We start from the raw sequence: 16,604 nt of genomic DNA on the forward strand, positions 1-16,604 counted from the left end.
GAGTAAAATGGCGATGGTAGAATTGTTGCCCACTCGATCTAAGGGGGCTGTCAATGGTCTGGGTGAGGAGGCGCAGGCCGTCACCTTTAAGATTTGATTTGTGCTCGCCCCGGCAAGCCCCTGCGAAACTGATCTCCCGAGAATGATACTATGACTATTTATACCGCTCCCGTCGCGGATATCTCCTTCCTGCTGCGGCGGGTGTTCGGCTTCGACGCGATCATGGCCAGCCTGCCTGGCTATGAGGAGGTGAATACAGAGCTCGCCGTCACTATTATGGAAGAGGCTGGCAAGTTCGCAACCAGTGTACTGGAGCCGCTGAACCGCCCAGGTGACGAGGAGGGTTGCACGCTCGAAAACGGTGTCGTCACCACCCCCAGCGGTGTTGCTGCCGCCTACCTCGCTTTCGCGGAGGCTGGCTGGTGCTCGCTCTCGGGCGACCCTGCCTATGGTGGCCAGGGTCTGCCGCGGGTGCTACAGATTCTGCTCGACGAGATATTGTCCTCGGCCAACCTGTCCTTCGGACTGTTTCCCGGCCTCACCCGCGGGGCGGTAGAAGCCATCGGCCATCATGCTTCAGCGGAATTGAAGGCAGCCTTCCTGCCGAAGATGATCTCCGGCGAGTGGACTGGCGCCATGGCGCTGACGGAGTCCTCCGCCGGGACCGACCTTGGCTTGCTTTCGACCCGGGCCGTGCCGAACGCTGACGGCTCCTTCGCTATCACCGGCACGAAGATTTTCATTTCCTCCGGCGATCAGGATTTCGGCGGCAACATCGTTCATCTGGTGCTTGCCCGCCTGCCGGACGCGCCCAAGGGCGTGAAAGGCATCAGCCTGTTCCTCGCCCCGAAATTCCTGGTGAATGCCGACGGCAGCCTTGGTGCACGCAATTCCATGAGCGTCGGTGCACTGGAGCGCAAGATGGGCATTCATGCGCAGCCCACCTGTTTGATGAACTATGATGGCGCTACCGGCTGGCTGGTGGGACAGCCGGGCCGCGGACTGAATGCCATGTTCACTATGATGAACGCGGAACGGCTGTTCGTCGGCATCCAGGGCCTCGGCATCGCTGAAGCGGCCAATCAGAAGGCCGTCGCCTATGCCAAGGAGCGCCTGCAGGGCGGCGGCAGCGACGGCACGCCAGGCCCAGTGGCAATTATCGACCATCCCGACGTGCGCAAGATGCTGCTGTCGGGGCGCGCCTTCGCCGAAGGCGCGCGCGCCCTCGCGATATGGACGGCGCTGCAGATGGATATCGCCGACCGCCATACGGATGCCGCAGTGCGAAAGGAGGCTGACCTCCTCGTGGCGCTCATGACGCCGGTGGTAAAGGCCGCCTTCACCGATTTCGGCTTCGAGACCGCGGTGGCCTCCCAGCAGGTGCTGGGGGGGCACGGCTACATCCGCGAATGGGGAATGGAGCAGTATGTGCGCGATGCCCGCATCGCCCAGATCTACGAAGGCACCAATGGCGTTCAGGCCATGGACCTCGTGGGACGCAAGCTCGCCCTCGACGGCGGCACGCTGACCCAACGCTTCTTCACCCTCATCCGCGCAGAACTGGACGCCGCGCTGCCAACCGCCGGTGAAGGGCTGGTGACGCCCGTGGCGCAAGCCCTGGCGCGGCTGGAGCGGGTGACGCAGCGCCTCGCCGGGAGTGGCGGTGGAGCGGAACTGGGTGCGGCGGCCACTGACTATCTGCGCCTGTTCGCCCTTGTCTCCTTCGGCTGGATGTGGGTGCGCATGGCCGCCGCCGTGCCGGCCCTGGACCAGGCGACGGCTGTGGAAGTGCGCAAGACCGCCCTTGCCCGCTTCTTCGTAGAGCGCATGCTGCCGCAGACGCTCGGCCTGGAAGCCGCACTCGCCAGCGGCGCGTCCTCGCTCATGGCGCTCGACGCCGACGCCTTTTGAAGATCTGGCCGAGACGACCGACGCCCGGAACCCACGCACAAGCACCAAATAATCGGAGGGAAACAATGCTCGGAACCATGATGGACGTACCGCTGCTGGTGTCAGGGATACTGAGGCATGCTGAGGCGTATCACGGTGACGCCGAAGTCGTATCCGCCACGATGGACGGCGGCCTCCACCGCTACACCTACGCGGACCTCGCCCGGCGCAGCCGACAGCTCGCGAGTGCGCTCGCGCGCATGGGTCTGGAGACCGGAGACCGCGTCGGCACGCTGGCGTGGAACGACTATCGGCACATGGAACTGTATTACAGCGTGTCCGGGTCCGGCTTCGTGTGCCACACCATCAACCCACGGCTATTCCGCGAGCAGATAGCCTACGTCATCGAGCATGCTGGTGACAGCGTGCTGTTCTTCGACCTCACCTTCCTGCCCGTCATCGAGGAACTGGCGGACCAGTTGAATGGCCTGAAGGCGGTAGTGGCGATGACAGACACAGCGCACATGCCTGAATCCGATATCCTCGCGCAGAAGCTGCCAGACCTGAAGTGCTACGAGACCCTCATCGACGGCGAGCAGGACAGCTTCGACTGGCCAAGCTTCGACGAGAACACTGCCTCCGGCCTGTGCTACACCTCGGGCACCACGGGTGACCCCAAGGGCGTGCTCTATTCCCACCGCTCCAGCGTGCTGCACGCTATGGCCATCACTGCGCCGGATGCGCTGGGGCTCTCTGCCAATGACGTGGTGTGCCCCATCGTCCCCATGTTCCATGTAAATGCATGGGGCCTGCCCTTTGCAGTGCCCATGGTGGGCGCCAAGCTGGTACTGCCGGGCGCGCGGCTCGACGGGGCGAGCCTGTACGCATTGTTTGAGGCGGAGGGCGTCTCGTTGACCGCCGGCGTGCCCACCGTGTGGCTCGGCCTCTTGGATTGGATGGACGGCCACGCCAAAGAGTTTACCTCTCTCAAGCGGGTGATCATCGGCGGGTCGGCGGTACCAGCCATCATGATCAGTCGATTTCACCACAAGGGGGTGGAGGTGCGACAGGCCTGGGGCATGACGGAGACCAGCCCTCTGGGCCTTTCCGCGGCGCTGAAGCCCAAGCACCGTCTCCTGCCCGCAGAGGATCGTTTGGCGCTGGAATGCAAGCAGGGCCGGCCGGTGTTCGGCATGGAGTTCCGTGTGGTCGGCGGCGAAGGGCGCGAGGTGACGCACGATGGCAGGAGCTTCGGCTCGATGCTGGTGCGCGGACCGTGGGTGGCCGCGGCCTATTTCAACGCCGACACCGGCTCCGCCCACGAGCAGTATCCGGGCTGGTTCGACACTGGCGACGTGGTGACCATAGACAAGGACGGTTTCATCCAGATTGTCGACCGCACCAAGGATGTTGTGAAATCCGGTGGCGAGTGGATCTCCTCAATCGATTTGGAGAACATCGCTCAAGCTCACCCTGCCATAAAGGAGGCGGCCATCGTCGCCCGGCCGGACACCCGTTGGGGAGAGCGCCCGGTGCTGGTGGCAGTGCTGAAGCCCGGTGCCGAATTAAGCCGTGCCGAAATGCGCGCCCATTACAAGGGCAAGACGTCCAAATGGTGCGTGCCGGATGATCTTATTATCGTTGACGAATTGCCGCACACCGCCACGGGCAAGCTCTCCAAAAAGGACATCCGGCTGTCCGTCGTCGAGACATTTGGCTCAGATCGGGGCGTGGATTAGCGGAGAGCGAGCCTCGTCTGGGGGTTGATGTTAGGCGACGAGCTTGCGGTGAAGCAAGCGGCGATGTTCGATGGTCTTTCGCTTGATGGTTTCGCGGCGCTTGATGATGGCGGGAGTCCTGCCGAAGTAGGCATCAGCCGGGGTCACGTTGTTCAGGCTCTCGTGGTAGCGCTGGTGGTTGTAGTGCTCTACGAACGCCTCGATCTGGGCCTCGAGATCGCCGGGCAGGAAGTAATTTTCCAGCAGGATGCGGATCTTCAGGGTCTGGTGCCAGCGTTCGATCTTGCCCTGGGTTTGCGGATGCAACGGGGCTCCGCGGACGTGGCTCATCTGCTGGGCCTCGATGTACTCGGCGAGTTCGCCCGCGATGTAGCTGGGGCCGTAGCACGTCGGGAATGAGCGCTGATCAGAGGTTATGGCCTCCCGCGCAGCCCTCTAATAGCGCAGCGCGTGGCCATAACTGGGTCTCAGGTCTCAACAGTGGTTTTGGAACAACCACACTGATGAGGAGACCGGCTATGACCGCCTATGATTCTACAGTTCCAACCTTGCTTGTCGCTATCGATATTTCCAAGCACCGGCATGAAGTGCTGATCGGTATTCCTGGCAAGAAGCGCCGCCGGCGATTGACGATCGAGAACTCACTGGAGGATTTCCAACGCCTGTCACGATTGCTGCAGGACTTTGATCTGCTCGTTCGGATCGGGTTCGAGGCAACCGGCAACTGGACTTGATGGGGTGGACGCCCCCCGGCGGCATTGTTGTGCCATAGTGGAGGTGTTGAACACCACTTTAGGAGGCGTCCATGCTGGAGATTAGCACGATAGGGTTGGATATCGCAAAGAACGTATTTCATGCGCACGGCGCGGATGCGAAGGGGCTTCAGGTTTTCAGTCGACGGATTACACGGGGTAAGGTGCTGTCGTTTTTCGCGGATCAGCCGAAGTGTCTTGTGGCGTTGGAAGCATGTGGCGGGGCGCATCATTGGGCCCGAGAGCTGTTACGCATGGGGCATGATGTGCGGTTGATCCCGCCAGCCTATGTGAAGCCATTCGTTAAGCGGCAAAAGAACGATGCTGCTGATGCTGAGGCGATCTGTGAGGCTGCGCAGCGTCCGAATATGCGCTTTGTGACGGTGAAGAGCGAGGAGCAGCAAGCCTCGGGACTGGTGTTCCGGACCCGCGACCTGCTTGTCCGGCAACGCACGCAAACTATCAACGCGATTCGGGGGCACATGGCCGAGTATGGCTGGGTTGCGCCTAGAGGCCCCAGTTGGGTAACACAGCTTGGCGAACTGATCGATGATGAGGCCACTACGTCGCTACCACAGGCTGCGCGCGAGATGTTGCGCGTCATGCTAGGATACTTGAAGAATTTGATCGCCGGGTAGCGGAACTCGACAAGGAAATTGCGCGGCGAGCCCGTGAAGATATAGTGGCTTGCCGTCTTATGACCATTCCCGGCATTGGGCCGATAGCGGCGACAGCGATCGCCGCACTGGCTCCTGCCGCAGCAACATTCAAACGCGGGCGTGACTTTGCCGCCTGGCTTGGCCTTACGCCCCTGCAAAAATCTACAGGCGGCAAGACAAAGTTGGGCCGGACATCCAAGATGGGTGAACGCACGCTGCGCCGATTGCTGATTATAGGCAGCAGTGCTGTTGTGCGTAACGCCAGCAAGCGTGGTGCGGCCGAAGGTTCGTGGCTTGCCGCAATGCTCGCCCGCAAGCCGCGCATGCTGGTAACAGTGGCCCAGGCAAACAAGACAGCGCGGATCGTCTGGGCACTGCTTACGAAGCAAGAGGATTACAGAGCTCCGGTGGCAATGGTGGCATAGGCCGCCAAAGTCATCAGAGGTCGTCGGAAGACGCAGTCGGTCGAAGGAGGGTATGGCACAACAGTCGGCGAGACGGGGTCAAAAAACCAGACCGTTACAAGGTGCACAAAGCACGCGGACTTGATTTGGATTTGACCCGCGAACTCCCATACAGGCCCGCAGCACATCCTGCAAAATGAGGCCGGACAGATGGCAGCATCCGACTACGCGCCAAACCCAACTTTGTACTTGCGTCTGACGGGGCGTCCACAGATGTAACGGTTTTGTGCCGGTTACCTATCTCACTATGCCACCTTGGCTTCGAATGCGAGCGGGCTAATGCCGCCCAGATATGAATGGCGTCTGCGGGTGTTGTAGAACCCGTTGATGTACTGGAAGATGGCGGCTTCTGTTTGGCGCCGCGTTGGCCAGTTCTGCCGCCAGATTAGCTCTGCCTTCAGCGATTTGAAGAGGGCCTGTCAGTAATTTTGTGCGCGGGGCCGGTTTCATTCATCAGAGGGTGAACCTGTCGCCGAAGATGATGGCGAACTGGGTTTTGGCCTCTGTCCACTTGCGCGGCGGCCGTTTCCATTGTTCGACCGCATGATTGACGACGAGGTATAGCAGCTTCATGGCCGCCTCGTCACCGGGGAAGTGGCCGCGCGTGCGAACTGCCCGGCGCAGCTTCGAGTTCAGGGCCTCGATCGCATTCGTGGTGTAAATCATTCGCCTGATCGGTGCGCTGAAGGAGAAGAACGGGATTACCTGCTCCCAGTGTCGGCGCCAACTTTGCGCGATGGATGGATACTTCTGGCACCAATGGCCTTCCTCGAAGGCTTCCAGCGCGGCCAGGCCGGCATCGGCATTCTCCGGGTGTGGGGAAGCGCTCCAGCAGCGCCAGAAACCAGTCGGAGCGGCTATTACCGGCGAAGCGCTCGATCTCCGGAAAATACAGCGGCAGATAGTGCGTGAGGGTCCGGTGCCAGGTCTGGGTCTTGGCCTTCGAAATGGCTTCACGGGTCTTCGACATCTCCTGCAAATCGTTGATACCGGCGGCCAGCGGATCAACGTAGCGCTGGGTCGCACCGATCCGCAGCATGTGCACGATGGCCTGGGCATCCTTGGAACCGTTCTTGTCCCAGCCATTGTGAAGCGCTTCGCGAGTCCGGGCCAATGCGACCGACGAAATCAGGCGCAGCTCGAAACCCGCGGAAAGCAGCCTGTGTGCCAGTGTGCGGTGGTAATTGCCGGTAGCTTCAAAGCCGACGACAATCGGGCGGCCAATTGCGGAAAGGTTGTCCGCCAATCGATCGTAGTCGGCCTTGGTCGCCATGACAGTCATGCGGCGGCGGCGGCCGCCTTCCGGTCGCTCGATCAGTACTTCCTGCCGATGCTTGGACATGTCGATGGCTACCAGTACGGCATCGGCGGGAGTAGAACTACGCTTGGTCATGGTCGGTCAGTCTCCAAAGTGTTGAGTCGACAACTTCACTTTAGAGATCTGCAGGCCGATCATGGCCGCCTTGATGAAGCCGGCGGGCGCTACACGCCCTTTGTCAACGGGCACCGAAGATTCCGCAAAAGTGGGCATCTAAAATTCCCTAATTGGGCGGGATGGTTTTCCGGTGATCAGCCGTGATGAAGATCGCGCTTTTCCTTTGCTGGCGGGCGGCCGCGTCGTTTCGGTAAGGGCGGCGGGTTGATGGATGGAGTTGTGCGCGCGTGCTCAGGCAGCAGGTCGGCGTGCTGTCGCATGCGATAGCTCGAGCCCTCGATCTGGACGACTACAGCATGGTGAAGGAGGCGGTCCAACAAGGCGGTGGCCACCACAGGATCGCCAAAGACCTCGCCCCATTCGGCAAAGCCGCGGTTGGATGTGAGGATCATGCCGCCCTTTTCGTATCGGGCGTTGACGAGCTGGAAGAACAAGTTGCCGCCGCCTGACGTGACAGGGAGATATCCGATCTCGTCGACGACGAGCAGAGAGGAGCGGCACAAGAAGCGGATCCTTTCGCGCAACGTGCCCCCGCGTTCAGCCTTGGCCAGCGCCGCGATCAGATCGGCGAGCGGGATGAAGTAGACGCTCTTGCCTGCCTTCACGGCTTCGACTGCGAGGGCGGTCGCGATGTGGCTTTTCCCGGTGCCCGGCGGCCCCAGCAGATGCACGACCTCGGCCCGGTTGATGAAGTCGAGGCCGGCCAGCGCCAGGATCCGGTTGCGGTCGAGCGATGGCTGGAAGGAGAAGTCATATCCGTCCAGCGTCTTGATGATCGGCAGCCTGGCCATGCGCAGGGCCGCCTTGATCCTGCGATTCTCCCGCAGCGACAGCTCTTCGCTCAGCAATATGTCGATGGCCTCGACACCGTCGATCTTGCCCTGCTCAATGCCGCGCAGGGTGGCGTCGAGCATTTCCAGAGCGCGCGGCATTTTGAGATGGACCAGACTGCGGCGGATATTATCGACGCGGGACGCGGCACCCCCATGGTTCATGGCCGTTCTCCCCGCGCCAGTTGGCTGCCGATCGCCTGATAGATCGCCAGAGAGCGCACAGCGACATGCTCGCCGATACGGCCAATGGTGATTGCATCCTTTGCGTGGTGACGACGCCTGGCGCCGCTGCCACCTGTCCGATGCGCAGGATCGATCCTGTATTGCCGGCGCCCCTCCAGGACAGGATGCTCGGCAATGACCTGACCCAGGTCGATGATCCGGATCTTGTCGGGCAGTTGCTGGATTTCGACGACGCGCCGGGAGCGGTCGGGGACGCTGTAATAGTTGCCGCCAACAGAGACCATTCCATCGTGGCTGACCCGGCCTCCAGCTTCAGAACCGCGTCGAAGCGCCCCGCCGGGAGCAACTGCAACTCAGACTGCTCGGCGGCAAAGGCGTCGGCGATGATCCGCTGCGTCGTGCCGTGGACACGGACGTTGGCGACGGTATCGAGCCAGTGGATCAGCTGGACGTTGAGATCTTCCAGGTTGCGGAAGCTCCGGCCGAGGAAGAAGTCCTTGCGGATGTAGCTGAACGGCCGCTCGACCTTTCCCTTGGTCTTGGCCCGATAGGGGCGGCAGGCGCGTGGAACGAAGCGATAATGCCCCGCCAGAGCCAGCAATGATCGATTGTAGATGATGTGACCCTGTTCATCTTCCCCGGTCACGGCGGTTTTCATGCGATCGTAGAGGATCTCGATCGGGACGCCGTCGATCGTTTCAAAAGCCTGCATATGACAGCGCAACAGAGTTTGGAGGTCCTGGTGCATGACATAGCGCGCGAACAGGAAGCGCGAATGCCCCAGCACCAGGCTGAACAGCCAGACGATCCGGCTGATGCCGGGTTCATCGGTAAAATCGACAATGAACCGGGCGAAGTCGACCTGCGCCTGCACGCCAGGCGGCGTCTCGAACCGAACCTCGAAGGGCTTGGGGCCGTTTTCCGGTCGGATCGCCGCCAGGAACCGCTTCACGGCGGTATAGGCGCCCATATAGCCCAGCTCACGGATCTCCCGCGTCAGGCGCGCCGCCGTCAGATCGGGAAAGGCCGTCACCCGCTCACGCAGAAATTCCAGATAGGGCGCCAGCTTGTTCGGCCGCCCCAATGCGCGTGGACCATAGACCGGAGCTTCGACGCCCCGTTCGATATATTTGCGGATGGTCTTGGGATCGCGACCAGTGCGTCGGGCGATGGCGGATATCGATACGCCCTGCCGATGTAGCTCGAGGATCATCATCAATTCTCCAAGTCGGATCATCGGCCCCGTCTCCGCGTCTGCAAAGGAGATGAGGACAATGTCGGCTCATCTCATTCTGCCGGGGCTAGCCCCGGCAGAATGAGATGAAGGGGCCACCAACTAGGGAATTTTCAAAGCCCACTTTTGCGGAGAATTGCAGGACCGATGACACCCTTGTCTCCATCAAGGCAAATACTGCCTTCAAGGGGCGGCTTCCCAATGTGCTACGGAACCGAGTTCACCAGTCGGGCGATCCTGAAGTGGGCCAGCGAGAACAAGGGCGAGTGGCACTATATCGATCCCGGCAAGCCGCAGCAGAACGCGTTCATTGAATCGTTCAATGGGTCGCTGCGCGACGAGCTCCTGAATGAAGAGCTGTTCGACAGCCTAGCTGACGCCAGGCGCAAGCTGGCTGTCTGGCGCTACGACTACAACAACGTCAGGCCGCACTCGTCGCTGGGGAACCGAACACCGGCACAAGCGCGCCGGGCGTTCCCGCTAAATGGAGGCGTCACGCCCGACGCGCTTGTGCCGGTAGGGCAGCACGAATATCAAACCGGCAGACTCTCGTTATGACCGCGGGATCAGAGGGGGGCAGGTCACTCCAGCATCGCCAAGATCTGCTCGGCGTGAACGTCCGTCTTCGATGAACGCTGGTCACCACCAGGCTTCCTGGCAACCGCGCGCCTATGCTCCCGCGCAAGCTAGTGCCAGCGGATCGCGCTCGACACACTCACTCCAAATCGCGCCGCAGCACCGCGACGGCTCAGTCCGCCGTCAATCGCCGCGACAACCCGATCACGCAAATCCCGCGATAGTGCTTTGGCCATCCGTGCTGGCCTCCTCCACCAGCACAGATCCTGAATCAGAACTTCCCTGCCAAGGGAATCCCTCACGATTCAGCCGCTGTGGAAAACGCTCTAGTCGCTGGCCGACGCCATCCGCACATCCGTCGCGATCGTATAAACTGCTTCGCGCTGTGCGCGCCGATTGGGATGATCGACGCGGTACCCCTGATAATGGCGATGCAGCAATCCAGCGCGAACTAAGGCGTGGACATTTAGTCTAGCGCATAGCGATCTTCAGTAAGCGGTAAAACTCCCCCACGCGGCTCACTGGGCCTACGTGACGGTGATCGAGCGGCGCTGTAGTTTTTGGTAATCAGGCAGCGCTGGCGATATCGCTCATTTCGAACATGGTTTGCGCAGCGTTTGTATCGACCCAGTTGTAAGGTAGCAGGTCGTCGATTGTGTCAGTGTCGGCGCGGGTGACGATCCGCGCGAGCACATCGGCGATGTAGGCGTAGAGGTTTGAACCCCAGCATCTTGCACGTTTCGACCAGCGAGAAGATCGCCGCCCAGTTCTCGGCGCCGAGTTGAGGGCCCGCGAACAACGCATTCTTTCTTTGTAAGGCTACCGGTCTCATGGCGCGCTCGGCGATATTGTTGTCGAGCTCGATCCGGCCGTCGTCGAGGAAGAGCGTGAACCCACTCCAGCGCCTCAGCGCGCATTTTCATCGCGTCGCTCGTCGCGGAGCCCGCCATCATCCTAGGCGCGGTCTCGGCGAACCAGCCATGGAGCTGGTCGACCAACGGACGGGTCCGCTCCTGGCGGTCCGCGAGCCGGACGTCGGCGGGCTTGCCCCGGATTTCCTTCTCGATGGCATAGATCGCGGCGATGCGCTTCAAGGCATCCTGCGCGACCGGGGCATCAGCTGCTCTCGGTCAGCGGGATCGAGATAGCCTTCGATGAGCACACACGAGTTTGCGACGAGATCGTCCATCGTGTTCATCCAGCCGAATCCACGACCGGATAGCTCGGCATTGGCCACTCATGCTGAGGATTGTCCATCATCAGATGAACAAAGATCGGTAGCAGGCAGCCAAGGAGCGACGCTCCGTCCCGCACCTGATCGCGATTGACATCGCTGTTCCAGGTCGCACCGCCGTGCACCAGCTGATTTCGCAGGACGTAGAAAAGCCGTCACGAAGCGCGCGCTGCTTCTCTTTCAAGACTTCAGGATGGAGAGGATTGCCCGCCGGGTATCGATAAACCATGCGCAGAGCTCAGCGCGATGATTTCTTTCAGGATAGTTTACCGAGCGTCTCGGTGCGGCTTGTCCGCAATTGATCTGATCCACGCATCGATTTCCTCTTCAACCCACACCGTGCATTTGGGGCCGAGCGAGCGGGATTTCGGAAAGCGCCCTTCGCTCATCCGCTGATAGATAGCTGACCGACGCAGGCCAACACGGTCGATGACTTCAGGCAGCCGCAAAAGCCTGGCCGGCGGGGGGCCAGACGTCGCATGTTCTGCGTTTGCGCCGTCCTCGGTAGGCTGGGGCTGTGCATTCATGATCGTTCCTGTCGGGTCAATTTCTCGGTCCCCTCCGAGGTGAATTGGATCAGCGCGGCAGCAACATCGAAATGTCGCGATTGGCAAAATCATCGATGTGCTTGGCGAGCATGCGCGCGACGAGCTGCGAAGTGCCGTTCGCCCACCGAGGCCGCAGATCTTCGACGCGTCGCCCAAGCGTGCGTTCGAGCTGGCCTGGCAAGGCCGTAAAGAAGTCCTCAAGAAACTCTCCCATTTCGCTGCGCATCCATTCGCAGGCGAGATCCTCCTGACCGGCGAGCGCCAGGATCATACTGGCACGAGGAAAAGCGCCGCAGACATCGAGAACGCGCGCGGCTTCATCAAGGCCGATCGGCCGATCGCCGCGCATCACACGAAGCAGGGTCTCGCGGTGGATCCCGACTTCTCGGGCAATCTGGTGCTTGGGCTTGTCAGACGACTCGATTGCATGGGCGAGAATGTGCGCGAGGCTGGCGTTGGCTTCCCCTCGGAATGGCGCAGGCTGGTGCATCGACAAAAACTCCAACGATGAAGAACTGAGTCGTAGCCATATCGCGCGCGCTGCATGTAGGAAAATGAAAAGAACATTGGCAGAACATCTCGTTTCTAGGCGAATCATCCCCTAGACCCGAGTCGCCGACAATTGCCGCCACTCCTGTCGGAATTCGTCGACGCTGATTGCCAGATAAGCCGCTGTTTCTGCGTATTATCGCCGACAGCAACCATTCGATGCGTCCATATCCGTCCGCCGCTTCAGCCCCAGCGTCAATCCGACTTTCCTACATCGATTTCCTAGATGCATGTGGAACACACAGCGAACGAAAGAACGCTGGGTTCACCCCTCCAGATGGAGCTCCATATGCAGTCTCTCACCCTCTCCCGGCGTTCCTGCGCCATCAATCAGAACCCCTCGAAGTTCGGGCGGGCGATGACCTTCGCGGTACCGCTTGCGGTCGCAGCACTGGCCGCCAGCGCCGCCTACGCTGGCGCCGACACGACCTTCACCCCTGCCCTCACGAAATTCACCGATTTCCTCGAAGGCTCGGGCGGCAAGATCATCACCGTCCTCAGCCTCGCAGGCGGCCTCATCGGTCTCGCCTCGGGCCGGTTCTCGCTCGGACAGGTCGCTGTTCCGGTCGGCGTCGGCATCGGCGTCGGTACGGGTGTTCCGATCGTCACCTCGGTCGTCACCGCGGTCATCTGACGCATCGGACGGGAAGGCGCGTCGCCATGGCAGACCCATATATCATCCCGCGTCGGCTCGACGATCCGGAGCTCATCGGCTTCTGGACCATCGACGAGTTCGCCGGAATGCTCATCCCCTTCACCTGGGGAATCCTCAGCCAGCATATCTTTATCGGCATCGTCGTTGCCTTCGGCGCCTGGTTCGCGCTGCGAAAGGCAAAAGCAGGACGCGCCAGCTCCTGGGTAGCCCATGCCACCTATTGGTATCTGCCGGCCGGATTGTTGGGCCTGAAATCGACGCCGCCTTCCCACTGCCGCCTGCTTGCCGGTTGAGGGGAGATATCCATGTTTGCCGACATTTCACACGAGCGTCAGCAATCGTTGCTGCGCCAGCGCAACCTCTTTGCGCTCACCAGCGCCGGGCTCGGCATTGCGCTTGTCGTCGCCGTCAGCCTTGCCGCCACCCGCGACCGCGAGGTCGTGCTCCTGCCAACGCTCCCCAAGCAGCTCACTGTCAGCAGCGCGGGGGTCGAGGCCGACTATCTCGAACTCGTGACCCGCGATGCCGCGCTCGTCTTGCTCAATCGCAGCCCCGAAGGCCTCGACTACTGGATGGACGAGATCCTGAAGCTCGCCGATCCGGCAAGCTACGGGCGCCTCAAGGCCGATCTCGTCCGGATCGTCGAAGAGCAGCGGGGTTCGGATGTCACCCAGGCCTTCGTCATCCGGTCGATGACCGTCGACCCCAAGGGGCTGACTTCCGATGTGACGGGCACGCTCAAGACCTTTGTCGGCGCCCAGGTCATCGCGAGCGACGAACGCCGTTTCCGCTTCAACTGGACCTACCGGGGCCTGCGTCTCGCGCTGTCAGGCTTCAGCCAGTTGCCCCCCAAAGACCCAACGAAGGAGGCCCAGTAATGGCTTATCGACGCAAGACGCGCGCGTGGAGCCTGGCTCTTTGCGCCAGCACCATTCTCGCATTTTCAGGGAGCGGCGCGCAGGCCGCCGACCAGTTCAAACAGGTGGCAGACGGAGCAAACATCGAATGCGCCGTGTCGGCCCGCGAACTGACGCGCTTCGCGCTCGTCGACGACCAGTTTGCCAGCGTTTCGAAGATCTCGACCGGCACGCCCTACAACGATTTTGCGGTCACCAACGAGCCGCTGCGCGGCGACATCTACGTGTCGGTGCCCGAAACCTTTGCGGCGCGATCGATCAGCTTCTTCGCCACGACCAAGAAGGGCTTCGTCTACAAGGTTTCCTGCCAGGTCGAGCCTGTCCCGGCAGTGCAGGTCTTCATCACCAATCCGGCGATCGCGACAAACAAGGCATCTGGCTGGGAAAGCGAAACGCCGCTTGAAACAAGCGCGGTGCGGCTCATCCAGGCCATGGCCAATGACCGGACGGTCGATGGCTTCGAAGTCAGGCAGTCCTCCGCCCTTCCGGCACGGGTCGGCGATCTCGAAATCCAGCTCATTGCGGACTACCGCGGCAGCGCGCTCGCCGGAAAAGTCATCCGCCTGGCGAACCGTGGTCGCAAGCCGCTGACGCTTGCCGAAGCGGATCTCGCGTCCTCCCAGACACTCGCAATCTCGATCGCCCAGCCCACTCTCAAATCGGGAGAAAGCACGGTCGCCTTCATCGTCGGTTCGAACGGAGGGTTGGGCCATGACTGATGCTCCCACGAACTCAACCCCGGTCCAGGCCGATCCGGCATCGCCGTCGCCAGTAACCAGCCTCAACGCGAAGACCGCACGGCGGCAGAAGCTTCTGCTTGGCTCCTTGGGCGCACTCGCGCTTGTCGGCGGCAGCTGGTTCATCCTTGGCGGCGACGACGGCGCGAAGAGCGATGACCCCACCGCCGCGCAGACCATCGACACGGCAGGGCTCATCAATCGCGACCTTTCGCAGCGCGAGTTCGTCGCGACTTACGGCAACCGTCTCGATGCCGTGACCCGCGAGCAGAAGGCCATGAAGGACGCTAGCCTCCCGCGCGAGGAAATCGAATCTCAGCTTGCCGCACTCAAGGCTGAGAACCAGGCCATGCGGGTCGACGGCCAGGCCGCGATCGATGCGATCTCGGCTGAGAATGCGGATCTCAAGTCGCGCCTTGCCAGCCAGGCCGCACCGGCAGCCGCAAGCCTGCCGCCACCGGCCTATGGCCCGCAGGCGGGTGGCTACGATGCGCGCGGTCGACCGCTTCAGCCTGCGCCTGCGGGTGCTGCGCTGGGCGCGAGCGAAACCGGCCTGCCCGGTCCCGGTGAAGTAAAACTCATGAGCTTCACCTCCGACAAGGCAGGAGCCAGTGGCCTCCGGGCGGCTCGCCCGGAAGCGCCGCCGGTGGTGGTCGAGGACTCGCCCGACTATCTCCCGCCCAATTCTTATGCTCCTGCCAAGGTCATCGTCGGCGTCGATGCGTCGGCGGGCGTCGCGAGCCAGACCGATCCGCTTCCCGTGGTGCTGCGCATTACCGGTCCGGCGCGATCGGTCATGCAGAACGGCAAGGTTCTGACCACGCGGCTTCAGGGCTGCATCGTCAATGGCGCAGCGCGCGGCGATCTCTCGTCCGAGAAGGTCTATGTGAAGCTGGCGCGGATGACCTGCGACCAGCCCGGCGGGCGCGTCGCGGTGAGCGAGGTCAAAGGCTTCATCAGCTTTGCTGGAAAATCGGGCGTGCGTGGCCGTGTCGTCAGCCGCGAGGGCAGCCTTGTCAGCCAGGCTCTGCTTGCCGGGATTGTCGGCGGGTTCGGGCGCGGCTTTTCGGCGAACGCCAACAGCGTCTTCTCCGGCGTCACGACCAATGCCGATGGCACCCGCTCGAAACTGTCTGCCGGCGACATCCTCGGCGGTGGGCTCGGCCAGGGCGCTGCGGATGCCGCCGATACGGTCAGCAAATATCTGATCGAGCGCGCCGAACAATACCAACCCGTCGTCGAGATGCCGACCGGCATCGATGTCGAGATCGTCTTCCTCGACGGCGTCTACGTGAGGAACTCCCAATGACCCCTGCCGCAAACGATCCAACCCCCACCAAGCCGCGGCGCTGGCTGCGACCGGTGGCGACCGTTGCTGCCGTCGTCGCCCTGTCAGCCGCAACGGGTTGGGGCGTGGCCAGCCTCGCCTCCCCGGCCCAGGCTCCCGACACGGCAAAGGTGCGCGCCGCGCTCAAGCTGCGCCTCCCGAAGACGCCGATCGATGCCATTACCTGCGATGGCCTTGGCGGCTTGTGCGAAGTCGCCTCAAAATCGACGCTGTTCTATGTCGATCGCGCGGCCAAATATCTGGTGATCGGGCGTATCTACGACATGGAGGCGCGGCAAGACCTGACGGCAGCCCGTCTCCTCGCACTCAACCCAGACTTGCTGGCTGCTGGTGCTGCACGGCGGAGCAATGCCAACGAAGAAAGCCAGCCTGCCCCGCGCGCCACCCCGCAGAAGGTATCGCTCGCTGGCCTTCCCGCGAACGGCGCGATCACCTGGGGACCAGCCAACGGCCCCAAGGTCGTCGTCTTCTCCGATTTCCACTGCGGCTACTGCAAGAAGCTCGAAGCCGAACTGAAAGCGATCGGCGCGCGCGTCGAGGAGCGGCCCATATCGATCTTCGGGGCCGACAGCCGCCGCGATGCCGAACGGGTGCTGTGCTCGCCGCGCCCCGAGCTGTCTCTGCATATGGCCTATTCGGGCCTCGCCCTCGCCAACCCGAAGCCCTGCGACACGAGCGGGCTCGATGCCAACGAGGCCTTTGCCAAGGCCCATGGCTTCAACGGAACGCCGGTGATCGTACGCCCGTCCGACGGCGCGATCCTTGAAGGGTATCGCCCGGCTTCCGTGCTCAGCGAATTCCTCAAGCCCGCAAAAGCGGCTGCCCCCGTTCCGGCCAAGAAAGGATAATCG

At 62.0% G+C, this 16,604-nt stretch carries 14 protein-coding genes and 9 pseudogenes; 11 read left to right on the forward strand and 12 right to left on the reverse strand.

What is annotated here, in order from left to right; genetic code table 11:
• Nucleotides 1–150: 150 nt before the first annotated feature.
• A complete protein-coding gene (locus tag LOZ74_RS09180) occupies nucleotides 151–1,911 on the forward strand; it encodes an acyl-CoA dehydrogenase C-terminal domain-containing protein (RefSeq protein ID WP_230290973.1) in 1,761 nt (586 codons plus the stop codon).
• Between the two features lie 77 nt (nucleotides 1,912–1,988).
• On the forward strand, nucleotides 1,989–3,629 hold the full coding sequence (locus tag LOZ74_RS09185) for a long-chain-fatty-acid--CoA ligase (RefSeq protein WP_230290974.1): 1,641 nt from the start codon (nucleotides 1,989–1,991) through the stop codon (nucleotides 3,627–3,629).
• Nucleotides 3,630–3,659: 30 nt separating this feature from the next.
• Here LOZ74_RS09185 and LOZ74_RS09190 read toward each other — a convergent pair.
• A pseudogene (locus LOZ74_RS09190) lies at nucleotides 3,660–4,010 on the reverse strand (integrase core domain-containing protein); the annotation flags it as partial.
• Nucleotides 4,011–4,147: 137 nt separating this feature from the next.
• Between LOZ74_RS09190 and LOZ74_RS09195 the strand changes: the two are divergent.
• Both LOZ74_RS09195 and LOZ74_RS09200 read left to right on the forward strand, forming a co-directional pair.
• Entirely contained in the window at nucleotides 4,148–4,363 is a 216-nt protein-coding gene (locus tag LOZ74_RS09195) for a hypothetical protein (RefSeq protein ID WP_230290975.1), read from the forward strand.
• 71 nt (nucleotides 4,364–4,434) lie between these two features.
• Nucleotides 4,435–5,465 (forward strand): annotated as a pseudogene (locus LOZ74_RS09200) (IS110 family transposase).
• Between the two features lie 284 nt (nucleotides 5,466–5,749).
• Here the strand turns inward: LOZ74_RS09200 and LOZ74_RS09205 are convergent.
• The 6 genes and pseudogenes from LOZ74_RS09205 to istA form a co-directional block, all read right to left on the reverse strand.
• Nucleotides 5,750–5,914 (reverse strand): annotated as a pseudogene (locus LOZ74_RS09205) (IS3 family transposase); the annotation flags it as partial.
• A gap of 43 nt (nucleotides 5,915–5,957) precedes the next feature.
• Nucleotides 5,958–6,308 (reverse strand): annotated as a pseudogene (locus tag LOZ74_RS09210) (transposase); the annotation flags it as partial.
• A 7-nt stretch (nucleotides 6,309–6,315) separates the two neighbouring features.
• Nucleotides 6,316–6,897 (reverse strand): annotated as a pseudogene (locus LOZ74_RS09215) (transposase); the annotation flags it as partial.
• A 6-nt stretch (nucleotides 6,898–6,903) separates the two neighbouring features.
• The gene (locus tag LOZ74_RS18230; RefSeq protein WP_255673801.1) at nucleotides 6,904–7,035 is read right to left on the reverse strand and encodes a hypothetical protein; all 132 of its coding nucleotides are present in this window, start codon (nucleotides 7,033–7,035) and stop codon (nucleotides 6,904–6,906) included.
• Nucleotides 7,036–7,073: 38 nt separating this feature from the next.
• Nucleotides 7,074–7,934: an IS21-like element helper ATPase IstB gene (gene istB / locus LOZ74_RS09220; protein WP_067105293.1), complete on the reverse strand. Its 861-nt coding sequence runs from the start codon at nucleotides 7,932–7,934 to the stop codon at nucleotides 7,074–7,076.
• Nucleotides 7,931–9,192 (reverse strand): annotated as a pseudogene (gene istA, locus LOZ74_RS09225) (IS21 family transposase). The gene istB and the pseudogene istA overlap by 4 nt, the downstream one beginning before the upstream one ends.
• A gap of 207 nt (nucleotides 9,193–9,399) precedes the next feature.
• Between istA and LOZ74_RS09230 the strand changes: the two are divergent.
• Nucleotides 9,400–9,747 (forward strand): annotated as a pseudogene (locus LOZ74_RS09230) (transposase); the annotation flags it as partial.
• Nucleotides 9,748–9,881: 134 nt separating this feature from the next.
• Here the strand turns inward: LOZ74_RS09230 and LOZ74_RS09235 are convergent.
• The 5 genes and pseudogenes from LOZ74_RS09235 to LOZ74_RS09250 form a co-directional block, all read right to left on the reverse strand.
• A pseudogene (locus LOZ74_RS09235) lies at nucleotides 9,882–10,001 on the reverse strand (IS630 family transposase); the annotation flags it as partial.
• A gap of 422 nt (nucleotides 10,002–10,423) precedes the next feature.
• Nucleotides 10,424–10,675, reverse strand: a complete 252-nt coding sequence (locus LOZ74_RS18315; protein ID WP_369691223.1) for a transposase — start codon at nucleotides 10,673–10,675, stop codon at nucleotides 10,424–10,426.
• A 67-nt stretch (nucleotides 10,676–10,742) separates the two neighbouring features.
• Nucleotides 10,743–10,859 (reverse strand): annotated as a pseudogene (locus LOZ74_RS18320) (transposase); the annotation flags it as partial.
• 406 nt (nucleotides 10,860–11,265) lie between these two features.
• Nucleotides 11,266–11,526: an AlpA family transcriptional regulator gene (locus LOZ74_RS09245; RefSeq protein ID WP_082796884.1), complete on the reverse strand. Its 261-nt coding sequence runs from the start codon at nucleotides 11,524–11,526 to the stop codon at nucleotides 11,266–11,268.
• A 49-nt stretch (nucleotides 11,527–11,575) separates the two neighbouring features.
• The gene (locus LOZ74_RS09250) at nucleotides 11,576–12,037 is read right to left on the reverse strand and encodes a transcriptional regulator (protein WP_230290976.1); all 462 of its coding nucleotides are present in this window, start codon (nucleotides 12,035–12,037) and stop codon (nucleotides 11,576–11,578) included.
• A 417-nt stretch (nucleotides 12,038–12,454) separates the two neighbouring features.
• Here LOZ74_RS09250 and LOZ74_RS09255 point away from each other — a divergent pair, with 417 nt between their 5' ends.
• From LOZ74_RS09255 to LOZ74_RS09280, 6 genes are read left to right on the forward strand one after another with little or no spacing between them, the layout of a single operon-like run.
• Entirely contained in the window at nucleotides 12,455–12,730 is a 276-nt protein-coding gene (locus LOZ74_RS09255) for a hypothetical protein (protein WP_007011017.1), read from the forward strand.
• Between the two features lie 26 nt (nucleotides 12,731–12,756).
• Entirely contained in the window at nucleotides 12,757–13,044 is a 288-nt protein-coding gene (gene traL / locus LOZ74_RS09260; RefSeq protein ID WP_230290978.1) for a type IV conjugative transfer system protein TraL, read from the forward strand.
• Between the two features lie 12 nt (nucleotides 13,045–13,056).
• Nucleotides 13,057–13,629, forward strand: a complete 573-nt coding sequence (locus LOZ74_RS09265; RefSeq protein ID WP_007011019.1) for a type IV conjugative transfer system protein TraE — start codon at nucleotides 13,057–13,059, stop codon at nucleotides 13,627–13,629.
• Nucleotides 13,629–14,387 (forward strand): type-F conjugative transfer system secretin TraK, encoded by a 759-nt coding sequence (locus tag LOZ74_RS09270; protein WP_230290979.1) that lies wholly within the window; start codon nucleotides 13,629–13,631, stop codon nucleotides 14,385–14,387. Before LOZ74_RS09265 ends, LOZ74_RS09270 begins: the two co-directional genes overlap by 1 nt.
• Nucleotides 14,380–15,714, forward strand: a complete 1,335-nt coding sequence (locus tag LOZ74_RS09275) for a TraB/VirB10 family protein (protein WP_230290980.1) — start codon at nucleotides 14,380–14,382, stop codon at nucleotides 15,712–15,714. The genes LOZ74_RS09270 and LOZ74_RS09275 overlap by 8 nt, the downstream gene beginning before the upstream one ends.
• Nucleotides 15,711–16,601, forward strand: coding sequence for a DsbC family protein (locus LOZ74_RS09280; RefSeq protein ID WP_230290981.1), 891 nt, complete (start codon nucleotides 15,711–15,713; stop codon nucleotides 16,599–16,601). The genes LOZ74_RS09275 and LOZ74_RS09280 overlap by 4 nt, the downstream gene beginning before the upstream one ends.
• Nucleotides 16,602–16,604: the final 3 nt, after the last annotated feature.

Source organism: Croceicoccus sp. Ery5, from assembly GCF_020985325.1.
Classification (GTDB): domain Bacteria; phylum Pseudomonadota; class Alphaproteobacteria; order Sphingomonadales; family Sphingomonadaceae; genus Croceicoccus.

Coding starts and splice junctions, on each gene's coding strand:
- LOZ74_RS09265 (WP_007011019.1), top strand. CDS start 13,057: ATGTTTGCCGACATTTCACACGAGCGTCAGCAATCGTTGCTGCGCCAG.
- LOZ74_RS09255 (WP_007011017.1), top strand. CDS start 12,455: ATGACCTTCGCGGTACCGCTTGCGGTCGCAGCACTGGCCGCCAGCGCC.
- LOZ74_RS09270 (WP_230290979.1), top strand. CDS start 13,629: ATGGCTTATCGACGCAAGACGCGCGCGTGGAGCCTGGCTCTTTGCGCC.
- LOZ74_RS18230 (WP_255673801.1), bottom strand. CDS start 7,035: ATGCCCACTTTTGCGGAATCTTCGGTGCCCGTTGACAAAGGGCGTGTA.
- traL (WP_230290978.1), top strand. CDS start 12,757: ATGGCAGACCCATATATCATCCCGCGTCGGCTCGACGATCCGGAGCTC.
- LOZ74_RS09280 (WP_230290981.1), top strand. CDS start 15,711: ATGACCCCTGCCGCAAACGATCCAACCCCCACCAAGCCGCGGCGCTGG.
- istB (WP_067105293.1), bottom strand. CDS start 7,934: ATGAACCATGGGGGTGCCGCGTCCCGCGTCGATAATATCCGCCGCAGT.
- LOZ74_RS09180 (WP_230290973.1), top strand. CDS start 151: ATGACTATTTATACCGCTCCCGTCGCGGATATCTCCTTCCTGCTGCGG.
- LOZ74_RS09195 (WP_230290975.1), top strand. CDS start 4,148: ATGACCGCCTATGATTCTACAGTTCCAACCTTGCTTGTCGCTATCGAT.
- LOZ74_RS09185 (WP_230290974.1), top strand. CDS start 1,989: ATGATGGACGTACCGCTGCTGGTGTCAGGGATACTGAGGCATGCTGAG.
- LOZ74_RS09245 (WP_082796884.1), bottom strand. CDS start 11,526: ATGAATGCACAGCCCCAGCCTACCGAGGACGGCGCAAACGCAGAACAT.
- LOZ74_RS09250 (WP_230290976.1), bottom strand. CDS start 12,037: ATGCACCAGCCTGCGCCATTCCGAGGGGAAGCCAACGCCAGCCTCGCG.
- LOZ74_RS09275 (WP_230290980.1), top strand. CDS start 14,380: ATGACTGATGCTCCCACGAACTCAACCCCGGTCCAGGCCGATCCGGCA.